Below are 24,576 nucleotides of genomic sequence, written 5' to 3'. Positions count from 1 at the left end.
TGTCCAGGGAGGCGGCCTTGTTTTCGATGTGCATGCCGTGCCTGAATCTTTGCTGGAATGAGGTTTAGGATCGGTCCTTGGCTGCCTGGACATGGCAGTGTTTTACGGGATTGTACTGGACCTGGTACAGATGCTGACGGTAATCGCACTCATTGCGAATGCAGACGCTTTGGCAGTATGACGATGGCGAAGGGAGGGGCGCGTTGCGCGCTTGCCGGAAAACACTGCACAGGTGACCAAATATGACGGATCAGGTGATCATTGCTTGGCGCCAGGCGATTCACGGTAAAGAAATAGCGCGCACCGGAACCGGACGCGTTTATAGATTCGCATCGGCAAAGCTTGGATGAATCGCCGTGGTTATGCCATATCAAATAGTTCAGAGTGCAGGCTGAGTTGCTAAATCCGGCATTTTGAAGTTACTCATGCCGGGTTTCCGCTAAAGCTCCAACCCAGCCTACATTCTTTTTCTCTGTTTGGCCGTTCAGTCTTTTTTTTACGATCGATTTGATGAGCCAGAGCGCTTCATTCAATCATTTTGCAGAAGTTCCGGAAATGGTACGAAGGATTCACTGTGGTGCTGACCGCAGGCAACAAATCTGTACTTTTGCTGGTTGATGGTTTTCTCGAGTGGTTCCAGGCCGGTTCTGCGTTTGCATTGTGTGCCTTTCGAAGTTGTCGATTGACATTGCGAGGCATTTTCAGCCAGATTGATTATTTTGCCTGATGTTTTGGCGGCAGGCGGGGATTGTTTTTCAGCCGCCTGTTTAGGTGGGGCTTTCTTCACTTCGGCAACCGGTTTCCTCGCTGTTTTCTCGGCGGCCGGCTGGACCGCTTCCGGCTGAGGACTGTCGGATGCCGTTATTTGTTGTTTGGCCAGGTATTTCTCTACGCGCGTCATGCTCACGGTATCGGCCTGTTGTGCTGTTTCTGTGTTGCCAGGGGCGGCGGCAACTTCCTCTTCCAGCTTGGCCAGATATCTCTCAACACTTGTCATTTGGGCCTGTGCCGCTGCCTCCGCTTCGGCTTGTTCCTGTTCTTCCTGTTGTATCTTCGCCAGGTATTTGGCGACTCCGGTCAGTTTTGCGGTTTCCGAAACATCGGCCTGTTCTTCCGGATAGTTATTCGCCAGGTACCTTGCAACACCCGTCATTTTCGCTTGCTCTTGCTCAGCCTTCGATGGCTCATCTCTGTATGCGGATGGGCTGTAATGACCTTGGGCATCTGGCAATTTCAGCCCCACCAGGTCGAATAATTGATTTATAAAACTCTTTGCCATGTAAAAGCTCCTCGCCATTTCTTATTTATTGTATTGATTATCACATAAACATATTTCAAATCCTTGTATTTGGATGAGAAATAAGTGCCGTGGGGCTAAGCATAGCTTAATCGGGACATCAAGGTAAACGTTATTGATTTACGTTTGAGGAGACAACGCCTGAGAATGTACGCGAAATTACTCGAATATGGCAGGCTGAATGGGCTAACCCGACATTCGGGAACTGCAAATGCCGGGGGGGCGCAAGTTCCAATCCAGCCTATGCGCGATTGTTCATTTCGTATAAGTCGACAAAATCCTGCATGCCCAAGGCCCCAATGATGTTTTCTTCTTCATCAAGGATTTCATACATCACCCCCTCGGTGCCCCGGATGCTGAACAGAACAACCGCGCCTTCATCGCCGCCGCATTCCCTGTGAGGCATTGGCTCGGGCGGGCTGACAGTATAACTGCCGACGGCGCGGGCGGCTTTTAATTCGCCATTGGCATGATAGAGCCGGTGTTCGCCGTGAATAACAAAAGTGTGGTTTAACGCGCAGTGCCGATGCAGGACGATCGGGTTGTGAGGTTCAAATCTGAAAATCACGTCTATAATTTTATTAGCTTTATCGATGTTCAGAATCGAGTAACGAAAATTCTCGAATGCGCCGAGTTGCTGCCAGGCGATGTTTTTATCAGTAAAAAGGTAATTGTTCATAACGGTTTTCCTTGGCATGAAATGAAATCTTCAACCTGATCAACGGTTCCGGCTGGCCGATGTGCATGGATAAGCTTTGCCGCTGGCGCGCAGGTCGTGAAGGCGAATTTAAATGCTACGGAAAGAGCGCCGGGCTAAAAAGTGAGAATTGCCTTAAGAAAGTAGGCATTTTGCCCGATGTTGAAATTTTCATTTTTGCTTGATTATTATCCTGGTCAACACGAAGCGCCAGGTTTCACAACGCTCTGGCGCTGTCTATACGAGCTGACATCAGAGCTAAACGTTATTTATTGCTGGGTTAGAGTATGAGTGTAAAATACCTGAACTCCATAATCACTGATTAGACGGCCATGAGAACGATACCAGAACCTTTATACTCTGAAGTCTTCGAACTCACTTTCGAGATCAACCTGGCGATCGAGACAGGCAATACAGCAGTCCAGGCTGAAGCATTGGAAAGCCTTCGGGAACTGTATAAGAATAGATTGAAAGTCGGAGCGCCTGACCCGTTCTTGACGGAAACCTTGGCGGACTGCACGACGGAGCCAAGCGAGGCGGCAGAGTTATATCGCCTGGCGATCGAGCAAGCCGCTTCGTTTCCCGGCGAACCGATTCATACCAAACAGATCGGACTGGCAAGAGCCCTGTTCGAACTGGGTGAAAGCGAAAGCGCGCAAAGACTACTCGCCGAAGCCAGAGCCAATGCCTCGGAAAATCGTGATAAAAATGCCTTGCAAGAGATCGAGTGGCTTCTTAAACGCGTGACTGCTTAGCAAATTATTTGATGGTTATTTGGGCGTATCGCCGCGATGCGGATTTGCACCTTACGGCTTAATTGCTTCAGCAGCTTAGGATTTGGCCGTAAATAATTTCCCGGTTTGCGGAGGGCTGTAGGGCGACTCTACAATCAGTTTTAAATCCAAGCGACACCTGTGGGAGCGATGCCCTCATCGCGACTTGCGGCGTCTTTAGTCGCGATGAGGGCATCGCTCCCACGGGGGCTCATAAAAAACGACATCGGGATGTTATTTCTAGCCGAATCCTTATTAGCTTACATAACCGTTGATCAGGTCATAAGAAAAACCATGCCGTTCACACCGTTTCACATGGGGCCAGGCGCTGCAATAAAGGCGATGACTGGCAAGTATTTCAGCCTGATGGTATTCGGTTTCGCCCAGGTAGCCATGGATGTCGAGCCGCTGGTGCGGATTCTGCGGGGAGATAGCGTCTTGCATGGATTTTCGCACACCTATGTCGGCGCGTTACTCATCGGTACTTTTTCCCATGTTTTTCTGGACAGTATCATGCATTCGGATATGCAGCCGTTTTCTCCTTTCAGCGCATCGAACGGCCTTCTCCACATCATGCCGGTGGGCTGGTTATACCTGCTATGTGTTTTGCTTGGCGTATCTGGCCTCATGATAATGTTGGCTGCCGGCATGAGGAACAAATAGGTTATTGAATAAAGGATTGCCAAATGCAGGCAATCGACCACAAAAGCGAGGTTCATTCGCCGCTCTGGCGGTCAATGGTGCGATGCTTGAACTTGCAAGGCGTTCTTCGTGAGCAATACGGCGCATCAATTGCGGACTATTGGATTTTTTGCGCCAAAAACCGCCTTTCCAGCCTTGGCTGAGATATGCTGGTACTTGGCGTAAGCAAGGCCGGCGGAGCTGCGCAGCTCCGCCTCACTTGCCTTGTTGGCAAAGCCGCGCGCAATTGCTTCCAATACATAGGCTTCCGGCGCCATGAAGCTAAAAGTGGTGACCACCGGCTGTGAGCCGGCGGCAAGCAAATGCCCTTTGAAAAACTCATTGCTCATGCAGGACAGGACGGCCGCTTGTTTACCGTGTTCGGCATGCCTTGGAAAGTGTTCTATGATTGGTTCGTTTTGTGCGTCCATCAAGCCATCATGACCGATGAACACCACCATTTCACGCTTTGCCTCATTGGGCGGATTGGCGGCTTGTTGCATAAAGTCGAGCATCGCCTGGTCAATCCGTTTGCCGCGATAGGCATCGGCGGTAATGGTGAGTTTGTCCTTCCAGGAAAACCGGCAGCGTTCCAGAATAGTGTCGCTGATATCCTCTTCGCACGCTAACTTACGCCAACCTGCCGACTTACTCAAAAAGGTTTTCACGCCATAAGCGGCGCCCCAATAGAGGTTGTTGCGCGGATCGTCGCCATTGCCGATTTTTGCGGGAACAGGCACGATGCCTTGAGAAGCATTGTCGACCAGGGCCACAATGACATGAATGTGGGCGTCTGGCACGGCGTTGGCATAGGACGGCAATACCGAGGAAAACAGCAGGCTGAATAAAGCGATCGAACGTGAAGTAATCATGTATGGAAACTCACTGAATGGCATCCAAATTCATTTGGATATATTTTTGTCTCAGGCACAGGGGATGAATCAACGCTGCGCGGCAGGGTGCGAGACAGAGAAAATAGTCATTTTTTAACATTAGAGGAACAACATATTGCTTTTAAGGTGTCCATAAGTTGTGAAACGACAGCGAGCATTTGCCGGTGCAGCCTCAAACCCGACTGGCAATAATATACATGACCTTGTTCTCATCGATAATTTATTTTTTAATCGGGTCAAAGTGTGGAAATTGGCGTCGGATGAGGGGAACGGCACGCGGTGCGTTTCCGGCCACGGCAGATAAGAGATGGGTTTAATTTTTCGGCGCGACTCGGATGCGGAATCTTTTCAGGAATAAAATTATGCGGACCCGATTACTGGCTTCATTGTTAATATGGATTTGTGCTGTCAATGCTTATAGTGATGAAGACCATTTAGCGTCATGCCGATCCTTTTATAACGGATCGAAAAGCTTGAACGTGCGCCAGCCGCCGAGGCGAGTGCTGCTTGTGCCTTTGCTGAGCAGGGACCCGCGCGCGAATGAGAATCCAAGATGGTCCGAGCAGTCCGCCCGGATTGTGAAAGCCTTTTATCGCAACCGGTTTAACGCGGCCGTTACGCAACTGCATGATATCTGGAGTTGGAGCGATTATTACCGGCAGGCCGAGCAAATGGCACGGCAGTCGCCTCCTTTCGACCGGGTGGTCTTTATCGGTCACGGCGGTTTTGACGGCCCGGTGCTCAAAAGCGCCATGTACTGGCAAGACTTTAAGATAGCGGGGGACGAAGGCCGTTTCATTAAGTTTTCCGAGGCGCAGCCGGGACTTAAGAAGGTGGTGTCCGTTACTTACAATACCGAAAAAAACCGCGAATTCAGCGACTTCATGGTGTCACGCTGGCCGGAGTTCGCACCGATGAAATCGAACGATATTCAGCGTCTGTTAAAAGGATTGGAAAAACAGATACAGCCGCTGGACCGGTCCTGCTATGCGCTCTACTGCTCGCCCGATCAATTGGCAGCGGTGGCGGAGAATCAGCGCGAAGCCCGGCTCAATCTCTGCGAACTCATTTGCCGGGAACCCCTGTTCGAGCTGAAGGCGTCTACCGAAGTATCGCAGGAAAGATTCTTTCATTTCATAAAATCCTTGAGTTCGCTGGCTGCGACAGACGGCCTGATTTTTTTTGGCACCTGCAATCCGGGCAGTGCGGCCCCGGACAAAGAACCTGATCCCTATGAAACCGAGTTTTTGATCAACTCAGATCTGGCCAATGGACCGCACATGAGCTATGTGCATCTGGTCAGCGCCGCCACTGGCCGCGCCACCGCCGGCCCGATAGGGCAGAGTAGCGCCGAGGATATTGTAAATCGGCTCATCATGCTTGAGACTCATCGTCCACAATACTATTTATGCATCGTCGACCCCGCGACGAAAATGTCGAATTAAATCCCCGTTCCTAAGCCCGCCAAACCGGCAAGGCCGCGCCGGTTTGGTGCTGCTTTGCCGGTGACCACGGCTCAATCCCAGCCTTTCAACTCGTTGAAATAGTAACGGGATTTGGCCATGATCTGTTTCTCCCTGTTTTCAATATAGGATGCCAGCAGGATCACCAGCAGGCCCAGAGCGATCGAGCTGATCCACGGCGCTGTCGCGTACAGGTCGACCGCGTACTGCGCATAGAACAGCATGCCGCCGCCCACGCAGAGATTGCCGCTGACAAACGGCACTTTTTCGCGATGCCTGATGCCCGCGACGGTCAGAAAGATGCCGGCGGCGACGGCGGCAACAGACGCCAGCGCCTGTTGATCCAGCAGGGCGCCGTAAGCCAAAAGAACCGCCATGACGGAGCTGGCGAAGCGGTACAGCCGGGCATGAAACTCGACCCGGCCGGACAAGACGAACAGAATCGCCGCCACGGGCAGCAGGGCGCTGAGCCGGCTGCCGGAAAGTGCCTCAAACCGGTCAAGCACGATCAGCCAGATGGCGATGGCGGCAACAGTTCCCAGCCACTGGCAGACATAAACGATATAAGCTGATTGCGTGTAGCGCCTGATGTCATAAATACAGAATACCAGGACAATGGCCGAGATCGCGATCGCCAGCAGGTAAGAGTCGGGATGCAGCAGGCTGCGGCCGATGATGATCCATAACGGCAGGCTGACCAGCGTTCTGGCCGCCAGTCCTTCCGGCAGGCGCATGCGGCTGTCGCGGTGCAGGCGCTGTTCAGTTCGCCGCAGGAACACGAACAGGCCCGCAATCATGAGCGCCGTCAGGCCGGCATCGCGGATCGGCAGCATCAGCAGGAGATTGCCAGCCACCGATGCCCAGAGCAACGTCTTAAGCTGTCTGCGCGCCAGAATGGCGTAGCCGGCGTAACTCACCAGCACCAGCAACCCGGCGGTAATGATGAAATCCAGCGCGATCACCGCCGGACTGACGTCGGTGAACTGCAGCCAGCGGTATTGCGGCTGCAGCGCCGCCTGGCCGTGCCAATAGGCGTAAATCATGGCGCTGACCTGGGAGACCTGAACCGGCAGGAACGCCGTGCCCAGCCCGAAAAATATCCGGGCGCCCTTGGTTTCCTTGAACAGCCTGGCGCAAACCAGGCCGCCCGCGCACAGCAGCAAGGTCAGTCCCAGGCCGATCCAATAGCGGTAGGCCGGCAGTAGGTCCTCATGGCCCTGCAGCATGAAACTGATGGCCGACAGCACAATCAGGATGGCGCCGGTCCAGCGCAGGTAGGCGGTGATTTTCGCCGTCAGGCTGGCGGCGGCCGGTTTTTCGTCCGGTTGCGCGGACGTCTGGAGATCGAATTCGCTGTAGTCATGGGTAGGCATGGTCGTCTCCCGGCTATGGTTTGTCTGCGGACCGGTCTAGCCCGGTCAGTTCGTCCAGCATCATTTTCAGGGCCAGTTCGTCTTCCTCTTGCTCGAAGGCGCCGGCAAAGCGGTCGGTTTCGATCTGGTCCGGCATGTCGAACTCGGAACTGACGACGAAATCCTCCCAGCGCTCGAAGATGCTCCGCGCCTCCTGCAGCGGCGTGCCCCGTCTGTTCAGCAATGTTTCCTGGACGCTGGTCCGGTTCTGCCGGGCGGAGAGGATTTCCTTTTTGTTTTTCAGTATCTGCAACTGTTCCTGAATCGCATTCAGGTCATCGCGGATTTTCGTTTCTTGCGCCGAACTGTCCTGATATTGCTGTTCCAACGCGGCGATCTGCCGTTGCGTATCACGCAGGCGCTTGACGCATTGCAAGGCTTTTTGCTCATCGTCCTGCCTGGCCTTTATGGCGCGTTCCGACCACAGCCGGGCCTGTTCCTGCTGTACCAGAAGCTGTTTTTGATAGTGTTCCGTCATTTTGCCGACCCGATGCAGATGCAGCCGGGTTTTGCTGGCCAGCGCCCGCAAATCCTCAATCGCGGCACCGGCCACGGCTTCATGGTTTTCGAATTCATCGGCGACATGGTCGATCTGGCTTTTAATGCAGACAAACAGGCGTTTAAAACTGTTCATGGTGATCATCCTCTGTTAAGTGTAGATTCAGCATCACTATGGCAAAAGCCGGGCCAGTTGTTGTTTTTCCATGAAATCAAAAAGATAGCTGGATTCGTTGCTTACCATTAGCTAGAAATGTACATTCATTGCATGCAAACTGTACTAAAATTGCTCAAAAAATCAGCAGGCGGAAACCCATGAAAAAACTGTTACCGGAACAACGCGATTTCTTCAGGCAAATCGCCGATCTGGCCTTCGTCAATCCGTTCAGCCAGGAAAGGGAACTGGCGGATTGGCGGCTTTTGAACCGTGCGCCGGGCGGACTGGATCTGTCCCAACGCGCTGAAGAAATTCAGCCGCTGCTGCGCGAACGCCTGCAACAGCTGCAGCCGTTGTCCGATTTCCGCATCACCGTCTATCAGGGCAAGGTCAGGGACATCATGGAATACGCCTGGCTGTTTTATCAGTTCCATGAATTCCAGGACCGCTTCAACCAGTTCATCGTCGATCAGGAGCGGGCGGGCGACGAGCCGTTGGAACTGCCGTTTGCCGCTGAGCTGATCGGTTGTTTTCAGCGGGCCGACTTCGGCGATGTGGCCTGCGCGAAGTACATTGCGCTGTTTTATCAGCTGCAGCGCGGTTTTTATTTCATCAATTCGTCGGTCTCGGGCGACTGTCCGTCCATCGTCGAACTGCGCATGCGTCTGTGGAACAACATCTTCACCTTCAATCCGCACTGGTATCTGGACTATCTGCTGGGCCGCATGGAGGAATTTTCCACGCTGCTGCTGGGCGCGACCGGCAGCGGCAAAAGCCTGGTCGCCCGCGCCATCGGCTGTTCCGGGTTTATTCCTTTCGACCTCAAACGGCGGCGTTTTCAGGAAAGTTTCACCCGCTCGTTCCAGGCGATCAATCTGGCGCAGTTTCCGGCCTCGCTGCTGGAATCGGAGCTGTTCGGCCACAAGAAGGGCGCGTTTACCGGCGCCATTGAAAACCATCCGGGCGTGTTCGCGCGCTGCAGCGCCAACGGGGCGGTGTTTATCGATGAGATCGGCGATATCGATATCCCGACCCAGGTCAAGCTGCTGAACGTCATACAGGACCGCGCCTTCAGCCCGGTCGGCAGCCATGAGAAACTGCGTTTTTCCGGGCGCGTGATCAGCGCCACCAACCGCGACATCGAGCAACTGCGCCGGGAAGGGCAGTTCAGGGACGATCTGTATTACCGCCTATGTTCGGACGTGATCGTCGTGCCCGGCCTTCAGCAGCGCTTGCGGGAAAATCCGGCGGAGCTGACGCCCCTGATCGCCGGCTTGCTGAAGCGGGTCATCGACAATCCCGACCGCCAGCTGGTCGCGCGCATGGAAACACGGATCCGCGCCATGGTGCCGGAACAGTATGCCTGGCCCGGCAATGTCAGGGAGCTGGAGCAGTGCATCCGGCGCATCTGCCTGACCGGCAGTTACAGCATGGCGGAAAAGAATCAATTAGCGGAAGGCCAGGCATTCGGCCTGCCCGAAAGCGGCGCCGAACCCAGCGCTCAGGAACTGCTGCGGCACTATTGCCGGTTTCTGTATGAAAAGCACGGCAGCTACGAAGCCGTCGCGAGAATTACCCGGCTCGACCGGCGTACGGCCAGGAAATATGTTGTTGGTTGAACAGCGCGGCAGGCGAGGTCGATCAATCCGGCATTTCGGAATTGCCTGTGCCGGGTTTCAGCAAGGCTTCAACCCATCCAGCATGACTACCAGGTCGTTTTCCAGCCAATACCGTAAGAATGATCTCCGCTGCCTGGAGAGCGGTTGACAGAGCCGGAGAAATTACCGTATTGGCTGCCAACACCCACCTTGAGTGAACTGTTTCCGGTTTTCGGCGAGTGGGTAACGGAACCCGAATATTGGCCATGGCCTACACCCAGGCCATATGAACTAAGGCCCGAGCGAGAATGGTTGAGAGATCCGGAGAATTCACTGTATTCGCTGCAGACACCGACCCTTAGTGAGCTATTTCCCGTACTCAGTGAATGTTTAATTGAACCCAGATATTGGTTTTGTTGCGCATCCATCAATACCGTTCCATCTTTGTAAACATTCAATTTACGTGATGAATTTTCAGTTTTCGATTCAATCCAGGCGCCGGTCAATGGGAGCGTATTGCTTACCGGGCCCTTGATGATAGTGACTCCGGTAACAACTTTATTGCCATTTTCCTTGGTTGTGACAATAGGGACATCAACCTGCGCGAGGACGGCATAAGTTGCCAGAATCAATGCAATTGACGCAGATAGAATGATGACGGCTTTTGGCAATTTTTTCATATACAGCAGAAACTTTATTGATTGGGGCCGCGCAAGCTTGTTGGGGGAATGCGAGCCCAATCAAGTGGTAAACGTTATGCGGCAATCCATGCCTTCGGGGCTGAAAATCCTCGCTTCGTTAACGTTTTCAGGACTTTCAGCGATTGAAGAACGATTCATTCGCAACCATCCGGCGCCCTTGAACTGATCAATATTCCTTCAAAAATAACTTATAGTCTGTTGGGTATAATAGCGCGGCAATCAGGATTGATAAACCCGGCATGTCGAAATTGCTTATCCCGGGATTCCGTGAAACTCAAGCTCTGCAGGCATGACTGCAGTAAAAAAGACCAATAATTAAGGTCGGGAAAATATATGAAATTTGATGAATCAGGCTTTGAAGTACGCGAGAATCTGGTTGCGCCGGCTATTGTGCAAACACTTCTCGCCGCGCTGATCCAGCAAAAGCTCGAGCCGCTGCGTGGCGGGATTCGCAGAATCGAGCAGCGGGTTCCACAGGTGGCGTCATTGGCAAAATCCGCTGATCTGTTGTCTGTTGCCGGGCAATATTTGTCTGGCCGGCCCGAGATGGTAAGAGCTATCTACTTTGATAAATCTCCGGATCACAACTGGTTTGTTACCTGGCACCAGGATAGAACTGTTGCCGTGTCCGACCGTTTCGAGGCTGATGGCTGGGGGCCATGGTCAATGAAATCCGGCGCATGGCATGTTCAGCCGCCTATTGATGTGCTACAGCAAATGGTCACCTTGCGTATTCATCTGGACGATGCAACCGTATCAAACGGATGTCTTAAAATCATTCCCGGCTCGCACACTCAAGGGATTCTCAGCAACGATAAAATTCAGGAGAAAGTACGTCAGGAGCAAGCGATATATTGCGAGGTGGCTGCAGGTGGCGCGGTAATCATGCGGCCACACATATTGCATGCGTCGAGTAAATCTGTTGTTTCGATACCGCGAAGGATATTGCACTTCGAATATTCAAGCTACAAATTGCCGGAAGGCATAACATGGTCGGCATAATGGCTTCTAATCCTGCAATCAAGCGGCTGCACAAAATCCTGCATGTCTATGAAATAATTCTCGGTACGGCGAAGAATCCTGTTCAATTGGGCATCAACAAGGCGTAGCCGTTCAACGGGTAAATGGATAAATCGGCGGCAAGGTCAAGGCCTGCTGCGGATAAACAGGTCGGCGCCCGATCGCATCAATATTTGGAGAAGTGCGGTATTGAAATTATTGGTCTGATGGCGTTGCCGGCAGGCATCATTTTTCAGGACGATAGGCGTAGCTGGCCCGTGAATTACCCGCACGATTTTCAGGTCCCCGGTCAGCATGTTGGACAATGCGAACAATAGAGCAATGCAGTTTTCTACCTACCTCCCGCATAATCCCCATGGATGGGGTGAATGCAGAGAAATGACGGGATCATTTCCTGTCCCTGGGGTCGTCTATGTCCTCTGTGGTTAGGATCTGGCTAAAAATGACTTCCTGAAATTGGAATCTTGCATGGGATGTGCCGACGACAGGAGGCGCATCCTATGTTTAAACAGGGACATTATTGACGACCAAATCCTAAGTACAGGCTGAAGCACGTCGACAGGTTCGAGAGCGTCCATTCGATCCGCTTGTATGAATTGTTAGTGCAATGGCTGAAGAATCAATTCCAGGTTAATGATAAATATGGCCGGATAGGGGATTTGAAAAAGCGAGTGATCGATCCGGCCATTGAGGAAATCAACAAACATTCCAATCTATGGGTGGCCTATGGTCAACGCAAGGTTGGGCGCACGGTAACGTATTTTCGGTAGCCAAGACAACAATTGACTGAGGAAGAAATAAACCGGCAGGCTAGGGCTGGAGAGACGAGGTCAGCTATGATTGCCCGTTTGACGGGAACGTCTGTAGCTGAATTTGCCAAACCCGGCGAGACATTTGACCAGGTTCTTGAGCGGAAAAGGAAATTGGCTGAAGTTAAGAAGTAATTGCGGTAAACGGTCAGGTATGTGCCATGACCCGACCCTCACTAGTTTCTCATGAACGACTGGTCATATTTTGAGAGCGGCCACTCATTAAGTGGGAGAATGGATGGCTTACAACTTTGAAGTAGTGGATGAGGAAGTCATGAAATTAAAAGACACAAATTTTATTCATTTTACGCTCCATCGAGCTTAATTACTTCAACCGTATTAATTACCTGTTTTTGTAGACTATGAATTGACTGTTAATTTTTACTATTTCTGACGTGGCAGTAGCAAATCTTCCAGAAAAAAAGCGGATAGCTCAGTGCGTCCTGTCACCCCGGATTTCCGGTAAATCGCACGGGCCTGGTCGCGTACGGTACGCTCGCTTGCGTTGCGCACATGCGCAATTTCACTATGGCTGAGGCCTTTTAACATCAGCATGCCGATTTCCGCTTCAGCTGGGGTTAGTTGCCAGCTATCAAACTGCTTTTGAATCTGTACAGCCAAGCCCGCGATAAGCTCACGATTTGCCTCACGCCACTGTTGAGCCTGTTGATTTGCTAAGGCCAAATCCTGGGTCAGCAAATTGATTTTGGATTGTGCAAATTGATAATAAAGCCGACCAAAATAAACAATACCCGCCAGAGAAAGCATCAGAATTAGCACTTCAGTGAGCAAATGCGTCCAAGGAACGCCATCCCGATAGTCACCAAGAAAATCAAGTGTAATCAGTACAAAAACAAACAAACTGAGAGCGGTAGCCCATTGGCTAAACTGTTTGTTATCGTTAATAAATGCCATAAATAACCGCCTATACGTCGGATGACGGATGCCAAAAAAGCAAGTTTAACGCAATATTAGACTTCACTTAATTTGTAACCGACAACTGATCCGGAGAAATACTATGACAAATGATAACAAAACCTTAAAGGTATGGGAGCCATTGATCCGTATTGGGCATTGGACTTTAGTGATTGCATTTTTTACGGCTTATTTTACTGAAGATGATTTCATGTCCCTACATGTGTGGGCAGGTTATGTCGTGGGGGCTTATTTACTCATTCGAATACTGTGGGGTTTTGTAGGTGGAAAGTACGCGCGTTTCAGTAATTTTGTCTATTCCCCGGTTAAGATTATTGGGTACTTGAAAAATATGATAACGCGAAAGCCGCAGCATTATATTGGTCATAACCCCGCTGGCGGTGCCATGGTGATCGCATTGTTATTCAGTTTGTCTGCAACTACCTTGACGGGTTTGAAATTGTACGCCGTGGAAGACAATAAAGGACCCTTCGCCATCTCCGAAAAACAAACCCTGACACAAATACAGGCATCTAGCCTGATTTCCGTGGCCAAAGCGGAAGATGACGAGAATGAAGGTGAAGAATCCGTGCTTATTGATCACGAACAAGAGACTGATAAGCAAGGTGAAGAGTATTGGGAAGAGCTACATGAGATTTTCGCTAATTTGACGCTATTGTTAGTGTTTTTACACATTTTTGGTGTTGTCGCTTCCAGTTACATCGATAAAGAGAAACTGGTTAAAGCCATGTTAACTGGAAAAAAAGACATCGATAATACTTACCAATAATACCCTTGTCCATAATGCTAAAATTCTAAAGGAAAGGAACTCATTTGAGACATTCTGAATTACATCGTGCACATCGTATCGGGTGGTTACGCGCAGCCGTGTTGGGCGCCAACGGTGGCATCGTCTCAACATCGAGTCTTGTGATTGGTGTCGCTGCCGCCCATGCCGACCTAAGGCGGGAAGAGCGAGAACTGGCGGAAAATCACCATCATGAGGTGCATGAACTAAAGGCCATTTATATCGACAGGGGACTCAAACCGGAACTTGCTCAGCAGGTTGCAGGGCAACTTATGGCCCACGATGCCTTGACAGGACCAGAGATCGGGGTCAAGTCTTGCAATCAAGCAACTGGATGCTGATTTGAACGAGAGGTATGACAGTCGCCTTTGTTTCGTCAAACCGACGCTCGAAATTTTGCGTTATATGACTCCTTAGGGTCGATAAGCCAGTCAACTTAGAAAAGCAGAGCTCAGTTCGCCCTACGGCTTTAATAATATGCAAAGAACCTGTCGGCAATATCGCCATTTATCCCTTCCCCATGGCGGATATCATGGCAAACCTTTAATTCCGGATGCCGTTTCAGCCAGGCTTTGAACTTGGCAAGGATGCCTTTGGTTTCCAGTTCCGGAACGGTGCAGTTGAACACTTCGCTGAGCTGGGTTGTGATACGGTACATGGGCTTTTTACTGAACAATTATCCGGGTTGCTTGATGGCAATAGGATAGATCATGTGGCTGCCAATTCCCAGCGGATCGAATCCGTCACAGCCTCGATCACTAATTGACCGATGACCTCGCCCATGAGTACGTGCTTGCCGCAAAATTCAATGCGAGGCTGTCCTGCTTCCGGGCAGGCCATGATTATGGCATCGGTACCGGTGCCCGTGGCAATGGCATGGGAGACAGCGCTTTTGATGGCAGCGTTTTGCAAGGCCGCGGCCTTGGCTTCGGTGGCGATCATGATGGCTTCGACCATGGCGGAAGGCGTAAACCGGGCGGTGCTGACCAGCATGATATTGATGGTATCGTGGTCCAGGCAAACCGGCTGCAGCGTTCGCCACTCCGCCGGATCGCCGGCCCGTCGGGCGTTGGATAGGCCGGTAGTGACCAACGCCATGACATCGACGCCTTCCATCCTGCGCTGCCGGATGCGCAGCGATTTCATCGAGGCCGCGGTCATCATGCCCGCCGCCGTGCCTTGCCAGCCTTGCTGAAGGCAATAGCGGGCCAGCGTCATCGCCGGCTCTTCATCGGTACAAGCCGCTTTGGGCACTTTCAGATTGACGATGTGATCCAATGTCTGGAAGCCGCCATTCAAGACTGCGCAACTCAGTGCGTTGAATGGCCTGCCGAACGCCAGGTGAACATGACGCGCTGTTTGATCAAAGCCTATCTGCGGCGGAAAAATAATGCTCTTATCGGGCAATCCGGGCCTCGCTGAAGCCAGTCTCGAACAGCACCCCCACCGCCGCATCCAGGCGCTTAAATATCCGCACTTGGCCGCGCGCGGTCTCCAGTACGGGGTTAAGCTTGTGCCTGCCGGCCAGCGTGACGGTCCAGCCTTCGCCGGCATCGTGTTGCTTGATAACGGGAACCTCCAGAGCACCCGCTTGAAACAGTAGTTCAGCTTCCTTCAGGTTCACGTCAGTTCAGCCCGTCGGTTGACTCGGGCAGGATCAGGTCCACGCTCGGGAAGTAAGTGCTGAAGCGGCCATTGTCGCGCGAGACCAGCCGGTAGCCGGCCACGGCGGCATGGGCGCCGATGAAGAAATCGGGCAGCACGTTGCCTTTCCGGCCCTGGCGCCGGCGGTACTGCAAGAAGGCCTTGCCGGCCAGGAACAGCGCCTCCCGGGGCAGGGGCCGCATGGCGAAGCCCAGATGCTCGAACAGGGCCTCCACCTCTTCGATGCGCTCAAAGCCGACCGAGCTCTCGGCGTAGACGATCGGGTTGATGACCAGCGTGTTGTCCCGGTCCAGCCTTTCCAGCGTCGAGGCGCTCCATTCGAACCAGGCGCTGTCCGGGGCGGCCAGGTCGGTGACCACGCAGCTGTCGATCAGGACGACGGCCATGACTCGCCCCGCGTCAAGGCCATGATTTCGTCGGTGCTCATGGTCGGCTTGGCTTTATGGTGGGCGGTGCGGAAGCGGCTGGCTTTCTTGCGGCGGGACTGGGCCTTGGCGATATACCAGCGCCCGTTTTCGTCCTGAAGGAACTCGATCTCGGTTTCGGCAGGCTGGATGCCCATGCTTTCCCGGACATTCTGGGGAATGGTGACTTGGCCCTTGCTGGTGACGCGCATTGCGATTTCCGGTTAGTTGGTAATACCTGAATAGTAATACTTCTTTGTAGGTCAAGTAAAGTTTTAAGCGATCGTTCCTGTTGTTGCATAATTTTATTTTTGTTATAACAAAACTTGATTTTTGTGTTTTCAAAAAGATACTTATGAAAAGAATCGCGGGGTGGGGCAAGCTCAACGACGAGGACGCCCTGACCGCCAAGGTGGACGTGCTGGCCAGGACGCAGCGCTACAAGCAGGTATGCCGGCCCGAAAGAGCAGGATCTGCCGGCGGAATACCACGGCACGCCGCCGGCGGCAATCGACTGGCAGGCGATCAGGAACCGCGTCAACCGCATGAGCATGCGCGACTTGACGCAAGCGATCATCCCGGCTTGCTGTCGCCGACGCAAATGGCCTTCTGGCTGATCATTTTCGACCATGCGCAGGTAGCCGGCTGCGCCTCCGAGAAAAAGATCCGCGTGCGCAAGCTGTGGTGGAAAATGAGGGAGGTCCCCGTCAAGCCCTTGCCGCCGGACGTGATCCGCGAGATCGTCAGGAAGTACATCGAGGCCAAGGGCATTTTGATCGAGTCGCCGGAGCTGTACATTTCCCGCGTCGTCAAGCAATCGGGCGGCGTGCCGCAGGCGATCCATGACATGCTGGACGAGTCGGGCAAGGAGCGCATCATCGACAAGCGCAGGGTTAGGGAAATGCACCACGAGATCGGGGTCCGGTATCTGGACTTCGCGCCCATGGTCATGATCGTCGGGGCGCTGATCATCTCGATGCGCTATGGGGGCATGGGCACCGGCGATAAGACGCTGTACATTCTCGGCGGCATGGGGGCGGCGCTGTTTCTGACCTTCCGCTACTTCATCTTTAAAGGCGTGGGGCGGCAGTCGTCTGATACCGGAACGGCGTCAATTGAATACCAAAACGGTACCAATCATATGCCCCTAATTTATACCACTGATGTTACGCAAATCATTGCCTTCGGCATTGGTAGTGTCGAATTCACTTGTGCCCTTTAAAGTACTTGTGCTCCAAAGGGCTGTTCGACCCGAGGCAATGCTGACATGCTGGCCTTGACACGCCGTGCGCATAGTGCGAATAAATTCGCACCTACAATTTTCTGATTTATTCCATGCTCATTACTAAGCAGACTTTGCCTTTCCTGAATACCAGATTTAGAAGGCCGCTATAGTGCAGTAACTATCGTTCGCTGCTTCGGCCCGGCCGTCGAGTTTGGGTCGGCTCCGGTCAGTCGATATAGCTCACGTTGAAGCCGATTTTTTACATCCGGATTAAGTCACTGATATTACGCATCAGTTGAATTGCGACGGGTTTAATAAAGTATCGCCAGCGCGACGGTAAACTGTAGGGTCGAATTAATTCGACCCGAAACGCTTTCTCGAAGTATGGGCATTAATAACAAAACTCAATTTTCACAACAGTCGTTGCTTTCAGGTAAGGGTGATTGCTCCTTACTATTGCGTATAGCATTTGAATAGTGAGATGAGGCTATTTCAGCCTCGCGGCCTTTTTATCCACGACACCGGGAAGGTCGCGTGTAGGTCGTGGAAATTTGCCTTTCAGCGCATCAACGCCGGACTGCGGCTTGGCCAGCGCTTTCAATTCAGCACGCTGACGGCGTTTCTCGCTAGTGCTGATCCCCATCCTTTGATCCCGCTGATCGACCAGGCCGGGCATATCCTCGCCGTCCCGGTTGAACGACCATTCCAGTGTCGGTTCGCCCAGCGGCATCCGGTCGCCGGTTGCGCCAAACGGGGCAGAGTTCCAGACATGCCAGGTCTTGCCGTAACTGTTCATTTTGCCTTCCATCAGCTCCATTTCGGCCGCGCCGGGAATGCCGGGCGCTACGAGTTGCCCGGACAGGATCTCGTAATTATGCGGGTGCCAGTATTTTTTCTCTTTTTCGGGCAGGGACTCGAACAGCGCTTCTGAAATAATATATTCAATGCCGATCAGGTTTGCCTGCCGGGTATTGCCGTCGAACAGGACGCACTGGGCGAAATCCTGATTAACCTGGCGGCAGAAATGATGAGCCTCCATTTGATGCGCCGGATCTTCCTTGGAGGCATGGAAACCATCCAGATAGATGTTCATGGGCTCTAAAGGCGAGTCGGTCTGTAACATCGCGGCCCCCGCCTCGAGTACTTCGGTTTTGGTCTTTTTTTCCTCGCCGAGCGGAACCAGGGGCGGGTTGGCCGACGAACTACAGGCTCCCAGCAGGCTGGCGGTGATGAGGGTAAGGGTCATGCGAGAAGCGGAATGAAGCTTTGGTATCATCGATTTCTCCTCTTCCTATGTGCGCAATTGGCCGTCAGTCCGGGCTGGGCTGAACGGCCGTCTGGCTGGCGGATACGGCAAGGACAGAAATTAACGGTCTCGTAACCGGTTGAGGCGAGCATTTCCGGCCCTTGCCCAGCGTTGCGGCTGGTTGGATTCTATTATCAGCGGCTTTTAGCTGTTTGAGCCGTTGGATAGGCTTCGTTCATGCAAGTTCCGCCTCGCAAAGAAGGCGCCTCGGCCGGATGCCGAGCTGATTTTGCGCAAAAAACCTGCTGGCGTCGGCAACCACACCGCGTACAATGAAGCTTGACGCCTGTTGGATGCCAGCCAAAAATTCTTTAAATCGGCACTATGCATGCTGGAGCGGGCGGGCATTTCCCTGCCGCCAGTGCCCGCTTCCCGACAATTTCAATCCGGCCTTATGTAAGGCGGTAAGAGGTAGGCAATGATGACTGAAACCTGGCCAATAGTAACGATAATGGCGGATGCCCGTTCCGCGAAGCGGCGCAGTCTGGCACCGGCGGTATAAAACATCCGGCATTCGGCGGTCAGGACGGCGGTATGAGCGATTCGAAAATCAGAGTGAGCAAGGGCAATCAAGCCATGGCCGACTCGGAAGCCGTGCTGGCCACAAGCCGGTTCATCCATCGGAAAATCCTGGTTCGGCTGTTTCTCGGATGGCTGTCGCTCAGCCTGGTGATCGGCGGTCTGTTCCTGTGGCTGGAACTCGAACGTATCAAGCAGTCCGTCCACGAACTCGCGCTCAGGGAATCGGCGATATTCAACGGTGAGTCCGCGCACAATCTGGATCGGCTCGACTCCGCGGCTTACCAACAGTTGATGGATCTGGCGCGGCAACTGGTCAATCAGCATTTTCTGGTTGTCGAGCTGTATGACCGCAATAAACAGCTCAGGCTGGAAATCATCAGGCCGGGACATGAGCTTGCCGAACAGGACATCAATCGCTATCGCCACCGCTTTCCAAAGGTGGGTGAATTTTCCCACGAGTTTCATTACATCCGTGGTGAATTGCTGCTGGTCATCCTGGTGCCTTTGCGTGATGCACGGGATTCGCTGGCCGGTTATTTCGAGGGGGTTTATCAGGTCGACCGCGAGACCCGGGATTCGATCATGGAAGATCTGGGCCGCAGATTGGTGTTTGTCACCCTCGGCATCACCTTTACGACGCTACTGATGTATCCGATTGTGCTGACACTCAACCGGGGGCTGATCAAACTGTCCGGCGATCTGCTAAAGGGCAACCTGGAGCTGATAAGCGTGCTCGGTTGTGCCGTTGCCGAGCGCGACTCCGCTACCAACAGCCATAACTACCGGGTAACGTTGTATGCGTTGCGACTGGGTGAGGCGATCGGGCTCTCCCGAGAACAAATTCACGACCTGATCACAGGCGCGTTGCTGCACGATGTCGGCAAGATCGGCATCCGCGACCCCATCCTGCTCAAACCCGGCAAACTGACGCCGGAAGAGTTCGAGATCATGAAAACCCACGTGCCGCTGGGCGTGGAGATTCTAAGCAAATCGAGCTGGCTGGAGGGGGCGAGGGATGTGGTTGAATTTCACCATGAGCGATACGACGGCAGCGGTTATCCGCAAGGACTCCGAGGCGAGGCAATCCCCCTGAATGCGCGGATATTCGCCATCGCGGATGTGTTCGATGCCTTGACTACCAAACGCGCTTACAAGGAACCGTGGCCGGTGCTCGATGCCATCGCCAGACTCGAACGGGACAGCGGCAGTCACTTCGATCCGCGGTTGGTGCAGGTTTTCGCGACCATCGCGCCCGGTCTTTATCAGGAAGTGAGCGGTCTTGATGCGTACCGGCTGGAGGCGATGCTAAGGCGCCGCATCGCCCGGTATTTTCTGGCTACCGCCATCGGAGCCGGCGTCAGGGATGCCTAGGCATTATTCGTGAGAGGCGGGTTGATAGCAATCAATTGATCATCATGTTTTCTGATCGGCTGTCGGCTTTTGTTTTAATATCCGCTGCCACCGACATTCTGCATCTTTGCTTTCTGGTACTCTTCGGACTGTGCAAGAAACAGGGCATTTCCATAGCGGGAAATGGCAGTACCCATAGCACTATAGGAGACTTTGGAGTGACTATTTCCACGTTCAAAGCCGAACGCCGTGAGTTGCCGCGCCGGATTGCGGACCGAGCCGCTAACGATTTGTACAAGACCTTTTCAACCGCGCATTGCCATTCGTGCCTGGAGCGCGCGGATGATGCCGTGCTGTTGCTGGATAATAGAAGGCGGGTCATGTATGTCACCTCGCAAGCGGATCAAATTATCAGGCGTTCCAGCATACCGTTCATGTTGCAGCCGAAATTCAGCCTGCCGCCTTCGCATAATGCTGCCCGCTTCGCGGCTTTCGTAAACGGGGAAGAGACCGAACCGGGACCGCTTATCCTGCTGCTGTCCGGCGAGCAGGACCGGGACAGGCTGCTGCTGACCTGCTTTCGCCTGCCCGAGTCCTCACTTCCGAATATGCCTGTGGCCCGGTATAGGGTCACGCTGCGGGACCCGAATCATTATCATGCCAGGCAATGGCATTTTTTCACCGAGCAATTCAATCTGACGCATGCCGAAGCCCGGATCTGCCGTGCGCTGTCGGATGGTTTGACGCTCAACGATTACTGCGCCCATTGGCGCGTCGCGATCAGCACCGCGCGCAGCCAGCTGAGCAGCGTGTTCGCCAAAACCGCCACGCGGGGGCAATCCGATCTGTTGCGGCTGATTTATTTGTTCATGCGGGCATAGACCGATGAATTTCTCCTCCATTTGAAGGATGCGCGGCGTTAGCGTCAGCCGATAAACTGCGCTCGCTTATTAATAATCTGACGGCTGGCCCGTGGGGGGCGGGATATGAAGGGTTTGAGTGTCGTGCCTGTCTCTTCGTCCCGCTTGCCGCGGCCTTTGAGTAATTGAATTGACAGGGATTGTTCCAAACCAAGGCTTTTGGAGGAAAGATGAAAGAGGTAAAACACACCAGACTGGCTATGACAGCCATGACATCCATTTTGGCGCTGGGGCTCGGCAGCGGAGCTATGGCTGCTGAACCGCAAGAAGGTACTGCAAGTGCCAGGATATCCGACGGAGGCATTACGCCATACATTATTTTTCCAGACAGAGCAGGAGAGTTAAACAACGGAGGTAACCGGACTTGCGAGGGTGTAGGCGACGCTTTTTTTGGCAACGTCAATTACTACAGTTGTAGTAGCGCCAGAGCTAACTATAGTGAGACAAGTGACACGTTCGATGCTACCTTCACTGACGTCAGCGGAAATCCGGGCTGCGATAGCAATGCGATCGATGTGACTGTTACCGATGGCACTTCGGTTGCCTTTACCGCGAATCCGGACGGTGTTGGCGCGGCGATTGTAAAGGGCGGCAATGACGCCAATGTCTACGTGTATGACCCGCAAAAGAACAGCGATTCCGGCCTAACATCTCCGGTGAACGAAAGCGGGAATCCGGCTGGGCTGAGCAATCTGACCTTCTGCTGGAACCCGGTTGGCCAGGAGACGGAATGTTTTGAAGATGAAACCGCCTGGGCTGCCGGGGCCAGATATACGCCCAAAGGCAACTGGGCGACTTACACGTCGTATGAAGGCGTTGCTAAAACAGTCACGTTATTTGCCGGCCAGACCATGGAGGCGGGCACCGTTCAGTTCTCCGAGCCTAATGCGGGGGGGCTTGTAACTATTACGATCACCCTCAATGAAGGCTGGCGATTCGCGCTTAATCCCGCAGGTGAGAATGAATTCGGCTCTGTATACGATAATAATATCAAGGTTCAGGATTACGCGACCGCACCGAGCGGCAATCCAGCCCCCGGCCTGTTCCAATGGAAGACGATCGCCGAAGGGCAGACAGGCAGCATTACTGTGAACGCCAACAATTTTTATGGCGTGCATGTGGATGTCGAGCACCAGGTCGACTGTCCGGTACCTGAAACGCCCGAAGCATCCACAAATCCGACTACATCCTCAACGTCCATGTCATTTTCAAGTTCCGGGCAGTAACCTTTCAAACCGTAAGGCGGATTCGCGTTAGCAATCCGCCTTGAACGGAGCGCACCCAATCGACCCTCGCCCGGATTTTTCCAGGCGAGGGTTTTCTTTTGGAAGTGCTTTGGTGTTCGGCTTGAATAGCGCCGGGTTGGCAAATCCAGCTTTTCGAAGCCGCCCCTGCCGGGCTTTATCAGATGGAACTCCCGGCCTGAAATTTCACATTCACCATGACATCGCTCAATTTTTAATGGATCGCATCGAACTGACACCGTGACTGACCGGTCTCATAAAACAGATAATCGTGCCCTGGTTCAGGACAGCCGCTGGTCGCGCCTCGGGATAGTAATTAGTCAGCCTTGTTCTGACGAGTAAAATTTGCAGAGTATTCATATAGTGCGAATACCCTGAAGGGCATAAATGAATTCGCACCTACAATTTACCCGTCATGATTAAATTGACTGAGTCCTATGTTCCGGATGGCCTGATTCCGGTCGACTTACGCTGTAAGTTTGGCTGGTCCGCAAGGGTATCACCTCGATTGGTTGAAAGGAAAAAAGCGATGAAATCCAATGTTGGAAGATGGGTTGTGGCGGTAGTCCTGAGCATTTTTTTATCCGGTTGCTCAAGCATACGCGCGAGGGATGAAATCTCCGGCCAGGAATGGACAGCCTATCCCGGCGTTCAGCAGGACCTGAAAGAAACGGGCGAAATCTTTACCGGGAAGCGGTCGGAGCCGGGATGGATTCAGGGATTGATAGCATCCATGCTGATCGTCGACCTGCCTTTCTCGATCGTCTTCGATACGCTTGTGGCGCCCTATGATGTGTACCGCATCTACAATCCCGAGGCATTCGAGGAGGCGGACGAACCGCCGGACCAGCCTGAGGACCTGGACGCCGAATAGGGCATGCGCCACATGCTCTGGGGCACAAGTATCCAGAGAGCATAAATAAATTCACACCTGCAATTTACCCGTCATAAATTGACGGACCCTCCCTTATCCGACGCGACCTGATAAAACCACTGAAATCAGAGAGGCGGGCAGTATGCAAACGCGGAATCCGCGCGTGATGATTTGAACAAAACAGCCGGCATTGATGACTAACAGTCAGAGCTGATTTCCCTGCTTGAGTGCGCTGAATAATTACATAAAATTAATGTTATTGGGAGAGTCATCATGAGAAAAGCCTGGGCCATATTGTTAGCCTTTATTTCCGCAAGTTCCTCCGCATACGCCGAAACACCGGTTTCCCTTCCCGATTTCCTCTCTCCGGTCATTCTCAATGAAGCCATGCTGGATTTTGTTACCGCTGGCGCTGTTTCATCAACGATGATGACCAACGCCTTTGCCTCGGGGCTAACGCATGCGGCGGCAAAAACGGATGTCATGACCTCTGCCGACCGGCGAGGCATCTGGCAAACCGCGGGCAAGGGCGTTTCAGTCGCGCAGGCCGATGGCCTGGCATTTGCCGAAGGGACAGGTGTTTCCAGCGCGGACACAACCGGAGTCAGCATTGGTGGTTCAGCCATAGCCTTCAGCGATACAGCCGACGCTTATATTTCCGTGCGGACCAAAGCCATCGATACGCGAAATGCTGAAATCGCCATTGGGCATGTCCGTGCAATCGCCTGTTGCGGAGCGGATACCGATACCAGCGTGCAGGCTACAACCTTTACAGGGCAGGATTTTAATGCAGGGCATATCACCCTTAAGGAAATCAATACGCCACGGTTATCTTATTCTTTAGGCAATGCGGTGATTGTTTCGGTTTCGCATCCGTAGGCTGATGTATCAAGGATTTGGTCGTCAATAATGTCCCTGTTTAAACATAGGATGTGCCGACGCCAGGAGGCGCATCGTTCGTGGGCGATGCGCTTCGCTGCGCCGCCTGGAGCGCCTGCTTTTGGCCGGCATATCCCATGCAAGATTCCAGTTTCAGGAAGTTATTTTTAGAACACTGCCCGTGCATCACAGGCCTCGAACACAGGTACGAGACTGTGAAAGTATTCAATTTAAAAGATTTAACCACGAAGGACACGAAGCACACGAAGTTTTAAGTTATTGATTAATTTTATTTTTTCTTCGTGTCCTTCGTGATCTTCGTGGTGAATAAGGCTTTTTATGACGCTTTTCACTAATTCTTTCACAGTCTGGTACGCACTGCGTACCCTACGGGTTTGCCTTTCCGGCAGCATGCGCCAAACGGGATAAAAAACATGCCCGACATCGGACAGGGATTCAAATCGA

27 protein-coding genes are annotated in these 24,576 nt (G+C 52.9%); 14 read left to right on the top strand and 13 right to left on the bottom strand.

All coding sequences use genetic code 11. From position 1 onward, the window contains the following. Nucleotides 1–529: 529 nt before the first annotated feature. Together EK22_RS22360 and EK22_RS22355 are read right to left on the bottom strand one after the other, a co-directional pair. Entirely contained in the window at nt 530–1,279 is a 750-nt protein-coding gene (locus EK22_RS22360) for a hypothetical protein (protein WP_036254607.1), read from the bottom strand. Between the two features lie 259 nt (nt 1,280–1,538). Continuing rightward, entirely contained in the window at nt 1,539–1,976 is a 438-nt protein-coding gene (locus EK22_RS22355) for a cupin domain-containing protein (RefSeq protein WP_036254604.1), read from the bottom strand. 350 nt (nt 1,977–2,326) lie between these two features. Here EK22_RS22355 and EK22_RS22350 point away from each other — a divergent pair, with 350 nt between their 5' ends. Together EK22_RS22350 and EK22_RS22345 are read left to right on the top strand one after the other, a co-directional pair. Further along, a complete protein-coding gene (locus tag EK22_RS22350; protein WP_036254601.1) occupies nt 2,327–2,749 on the top strand; it encodes a tetratricopeptide repeat protein in 423 nt (140 codons plus the stop codon). Between the two features lie 312 nt (nt 2,750–3,061). Further along, a complete protein-coding gene (locus EK22_RS22345; protein WP_036254687.1) occupies nt 3,062–3,430 on the top strand; it encodes a hypothetical protein in 369 nt (122 codons plus the stop codon). A 125-nt stretch (nt 3,431–3,555) separates the two neighbouring features. Here EK22_RS22345 and EK22_RS22340 read toward each other — a convergent pair whose 3' ends face one another. Further along, entirely contained in the window at nt 3,556–4,320 is a 765-nt protein-coding gene (locus EK22_RS22340; RefSeq protein ID WP_020159913.1) for a hypothetical protein, read from the bottom strand. A 383-nt stretch (nt 4,321–4,703) separates the two neighbouring features. Here EK22_RS22340 and EK22_RS22335 point away from each other — a divergent pair, with 383 nt between their 5' ends. Then, nucleotides 4,704–5,786 carry a hypothetical protein gene (locus EK22_RS22335; RefSeq protein WP_027147364.1) on the top strand — a complete coding sequence of 361 codons (1,083 nt, stop codon included), beginning with the start codon at nt 4,704–4,706 and terminating at the stop codon, nt 5,784–5,786. 71 nt (nt 5,787–5,857) lie between these two features. Here EK22_RS22335 and EK22_RS22330 read toward each other — a convergent pair whose 3' ends face one another. After that, a complete protein-coding gene (locus tag EK22_RS22330; protein WP_036254598.1) occupies nt 5,858–7,177 on the bottom strand; it encodes a hypothetical protein in 1,320 nt (439 codons plus the stop codon). 13 nt (nt 7,178–7,190) lie between these two features. Continuing rightward, a complete protein-coding gene (locus EK22_RS22325; protein ID WP_036254686.1) occupies nt 7,191–7,850 on the bottom strand; it encodes a PspA/IM30 family protein in 660 nt (219 codons plus the stop codon). A 179-nt stretch (nt 7,851–8,029) separates the two neighbouring features. Between EK22_RS22325 and EK22_RS22320 the strand changes: the two genes are divergently transcribed. Then, complete coding sequence (locus EK22_RS22320) at nt 8,030–9,490, top strand: sigma-54-dependent transcriptional regulator (RefSeq protein ID WP_051962035.1); 1,461 nt, start codon at nt 8,030–8,032, stop codon at nt 9,488–9,490. Nucleotides 9,491–9,576: 86 nt separating this feature from the next. On the opposite strand, the gene EK22_RS22315 is transcribed toward EK22_RS22320, so the two are convergent. Then, nucleotides 9,577–10,149, bottom strand: coding sequence for a hypothetical protein (locus EK22_RS22315; RefSeq protein ID WP_036254597.1), 573 nt, complete (start codon nt 10,147–10,149; stop codon nt 9,577–9,579). 354 nt (nt 10,150–10,503) lie between these two features. Here EK22_RS22315 and EK22_RS22310 point away from each other — a divergent pair, with 354 nt between their 5' ends. Then, on the top strand, nt 10,504–11,172 hold the full coding sequence (locus EK22_RS22310) for a phytanoyl-CoA dioxygenase family protein (RefSeq protein WP_036254595.1): 669 nt from the start codon (nt 10,504–10,506) through the stop codon (nt 11,170–11,172). A 620-nt stretch (nt 11,173–11,792) separates the two neighbouring features. Then, a complete protein-coding gene (locus tag EK22_RS22300) occupies nt 11,793–11,960 on the top strand; it encodes a replication initiation protein (protein WP_332248871.1) in 168 nt (55 codons plus the stop codon). A 423-nt stretch (nt 11,961–12,383) separates the two neighbouring features. Here EK22_RS22300 and EK22_RS22295 read toward each other — a convergent pair whose 3' ends face one another. Continuing rightward, on the bottom strand, nt 12,384–12,914 hold the full coding sequence (locus tag EK22_RS22295) for a helix-turn-helix transcriptional regulator (RefSeq protein WP_020159924.1): 531 nt from the start codon (nt 12,912–12,914) through the stop codon (nt 12,384–12,386). A gap of 103 nt (nt 12,915–13,017) precedes the next feature. Here EK22_RS22295 and EK22_RS22290 point away from each other — a divergent pair, with 103 nt between their 5' ends. Together EK22_RS22290 and EK22_RS25395 are read left to right on the top strand one after the other, a co-directional pair. Next, nucleotides 13,018–13,704 (top strand): cytochrome b/b6 domain-containing protein, encoded by a 687-nt coding sequence (locus EK22_RS22290; protein WP_036254591.1) that lies wholly within the window; start codon nt 13,018–13,020, stop codon nt 13,702–13,704. 98 nt (nt 13,705–13,802) lie between these two features. Next, nucleotides 13,803–14,063 (top strand): VIT1/CCC1 transporter family protein, encoded by a 261-nt coding sequence (locus EK22_RS25395; RefSeq protein WP_369798246.1) that lies wholly within the window; start codon nt 13,803–13,805, stop codon nt 14,061–14,063. Between the two features lie 128 nt (nt 14,064–14,191). Here the strand turns inward: EK22_RS25395 and EK22_RS22280 are convergent, their stop codons facing one another. The 5 genes from EK22_RS22280 to EK22_RS22260 are packed head-to-tail and all read right to left on the bottom strand — an operon-like array spanning nt 14,192 to nt 16,003. Further along, entirely contained in the window at nt 14,192–14,380 is a 189-nt protein-coding gene (locus EK22_RS22280) for a hypothetical protein (protein ID WP_036254588.1), read from the bottom strand. A 50-nt stretch (nt 14,381–14,430) separates the two neighbouring features. Beyond that, on the bottom strand, nt 14,431–15,129 hold the full coding sequence (locus EK22_RS23390; protein ID WP_051962033.1) for an adenosylcobinamide amidohydrolase: 699 nt from the start codon (nt 15,127–15,129) through the stop codon (nt 14,431–14,433). Continuing rightward, on the bottom strand, nt 15,119–15,346 hold the full coding sequence (locus EK22_RS22270; protein ID WP_036254585.1) for a hypothetical protein: 228 nt from the start codon (nt 15,344–15,346) through the stop codon (nt 15,119–15,121). The genes EK22_RS23390 and EK22_RS22270 overlap by 11 nt, the downstream gene beginning before the upstream one ends. Before the next feature lies 1 nt (nt 15,347). Then, nucleotides 15,348–15,773 (bottom strand): type II toxin-antitoxin system VapC family toxin, encoded by a 426-nt coding sequence (locus EK22_RS22265; protein WP_020159930.1) that lies wholly within the window; start codon nt 15,771–15,773, stop codon nt 15,348–15,350. Then, the gene (locus EK22_RS22260) at nt 15,758–16,003 is read right to left on the bottom strand and encodes an AbrB/MazE/SpoVT family DNA-binding domain-containing protein (RefSeq protein ID WP_036254583.1); all 246 of its coding nucleotides are present in this window, start codon (nt 16,001–16,003) and stop codon (nt 15,758–15,760) included. Before EK22_RS22260 ends, EK22_RS22265 begins: the two co-directional genes overlap by 16 nt. 143 nt (nt 16,004–16,146) lie before the next feature. On the opposite strand from EK22_RS22260, the gene EK22_RS22255 reads away from it, so the two are divergent. Next, nucleotides 16,147–17,013, top strand: a complete 867-nt coding sequence (locus tag EK22_RS22255) for a hypothetical protein (RefSeq protein ID WP_235209477.1) — start codon at nt 16,147–16,149, stop codon at nt 17,011–17,013. 490 nt (nt 17,014–17,503) lie between these two features. On the opposite strand, the gene EK22_RS22250 is transcribed toward EK22_RS22255, so the two are convergent. After that, nucleotides 17,504–18,292 (bottom strand): OBAP family protein, encoded by a 789-nt coding sequence (locus tag EK22_RS22250; protein ID WP_036254581.1) that lies wholly within the window; start codon nt 18,290–18,292, stop codon nt 17,504–17,506. Between the two features lie 564 nt (nt 18,293–18,856). On the opposite strand from EK22_RS22250, the gene EK22_RS22240 reads away from it, so the two are divergent. The 5 genes from EK22_RS22240 (at nt 18,857) to EK22_RS22220 (ending at nt 24,111) form a co-directional block, all read left to right on the top strand. Continuing rightward, nucleotides 18,857–20,215: an HD-GYP domain-containing protein gene (locus EK22_RS22240; RefSeq protein WP_036254577.1), complete on the top strand. Its 1,359-nt coding sequence runs from the start codon at nt 18,857–18,859 to the stop codon at nt 20,213–20,215. Nucleotides 20,216–20,412: 197 nt separating this feature from the next. Continuing rightward, on the top strand, nt 20,413–21,075 hold the full coding sequence (locus EK22_RS22235; protein WP_152565199.1) for a helix-turn-helix transcriptional regulator: 663 nt from the start codon (nt 20,413–20,415) through the stop codon (nt 21,073–21,075). Between the two features lie 209 nt (nt 21,076–21,284). Continuing rightward, on the top strand, nt 21,285–22,340 hold the full coding sequence (locus EK22_RS22230; protein ID WP_036254573.1) for a hypothetical protein: 1,056 nt from the start codon (nt 21,285–21,287) through the stop codon (nt 22,338–22,340). A gap of 547 nt (nt 22,341–22,887) precedes the next feature. Beyond that, nucleotides 22,888–23,232 carry a YceK/YidQ family lipoprotein gene (locus tag EK22_RS22225; protein WP_036254679.1) on the top strand — a complete coding sequence of 115 codons (345 nt, stop codon included), beginning with the start codon at nt 22,888–22,890 and terminating at the stop codon, nt 23,230–23,232. A gap of 273 nt (nt 23,233–23,505) precedes the next feature. Continuing rightward, nucleotides 23,506–24,111 (top strand): hypothetical protein, encoded by a 606-nt coding sequence (locus tag EK22_RS22220; RefSeq protein WP_036254571.1) that lies wholly within the window; start codon nt 23,506–23,508, stop codon nt 24,109–24,111. The last annotated feature ends 465 nt before the right edge of the window (nt 24,112–24,576 follow it).

The sequence above is a fragment of the Methylobacter sp. BBA5.1 genome (assembly GCF_000746145.1).
GTDB lineage: Bacteria > Pseudomonadota > Gammaproteobacteria > Methylococcales > Methylomonadaceae > Methylobacter > Methylobacter marinus.
Note: the sequence above shows the minus strand (reverse complement) of the source record. Positions and strands in the feature narration are given on the sequence as shown.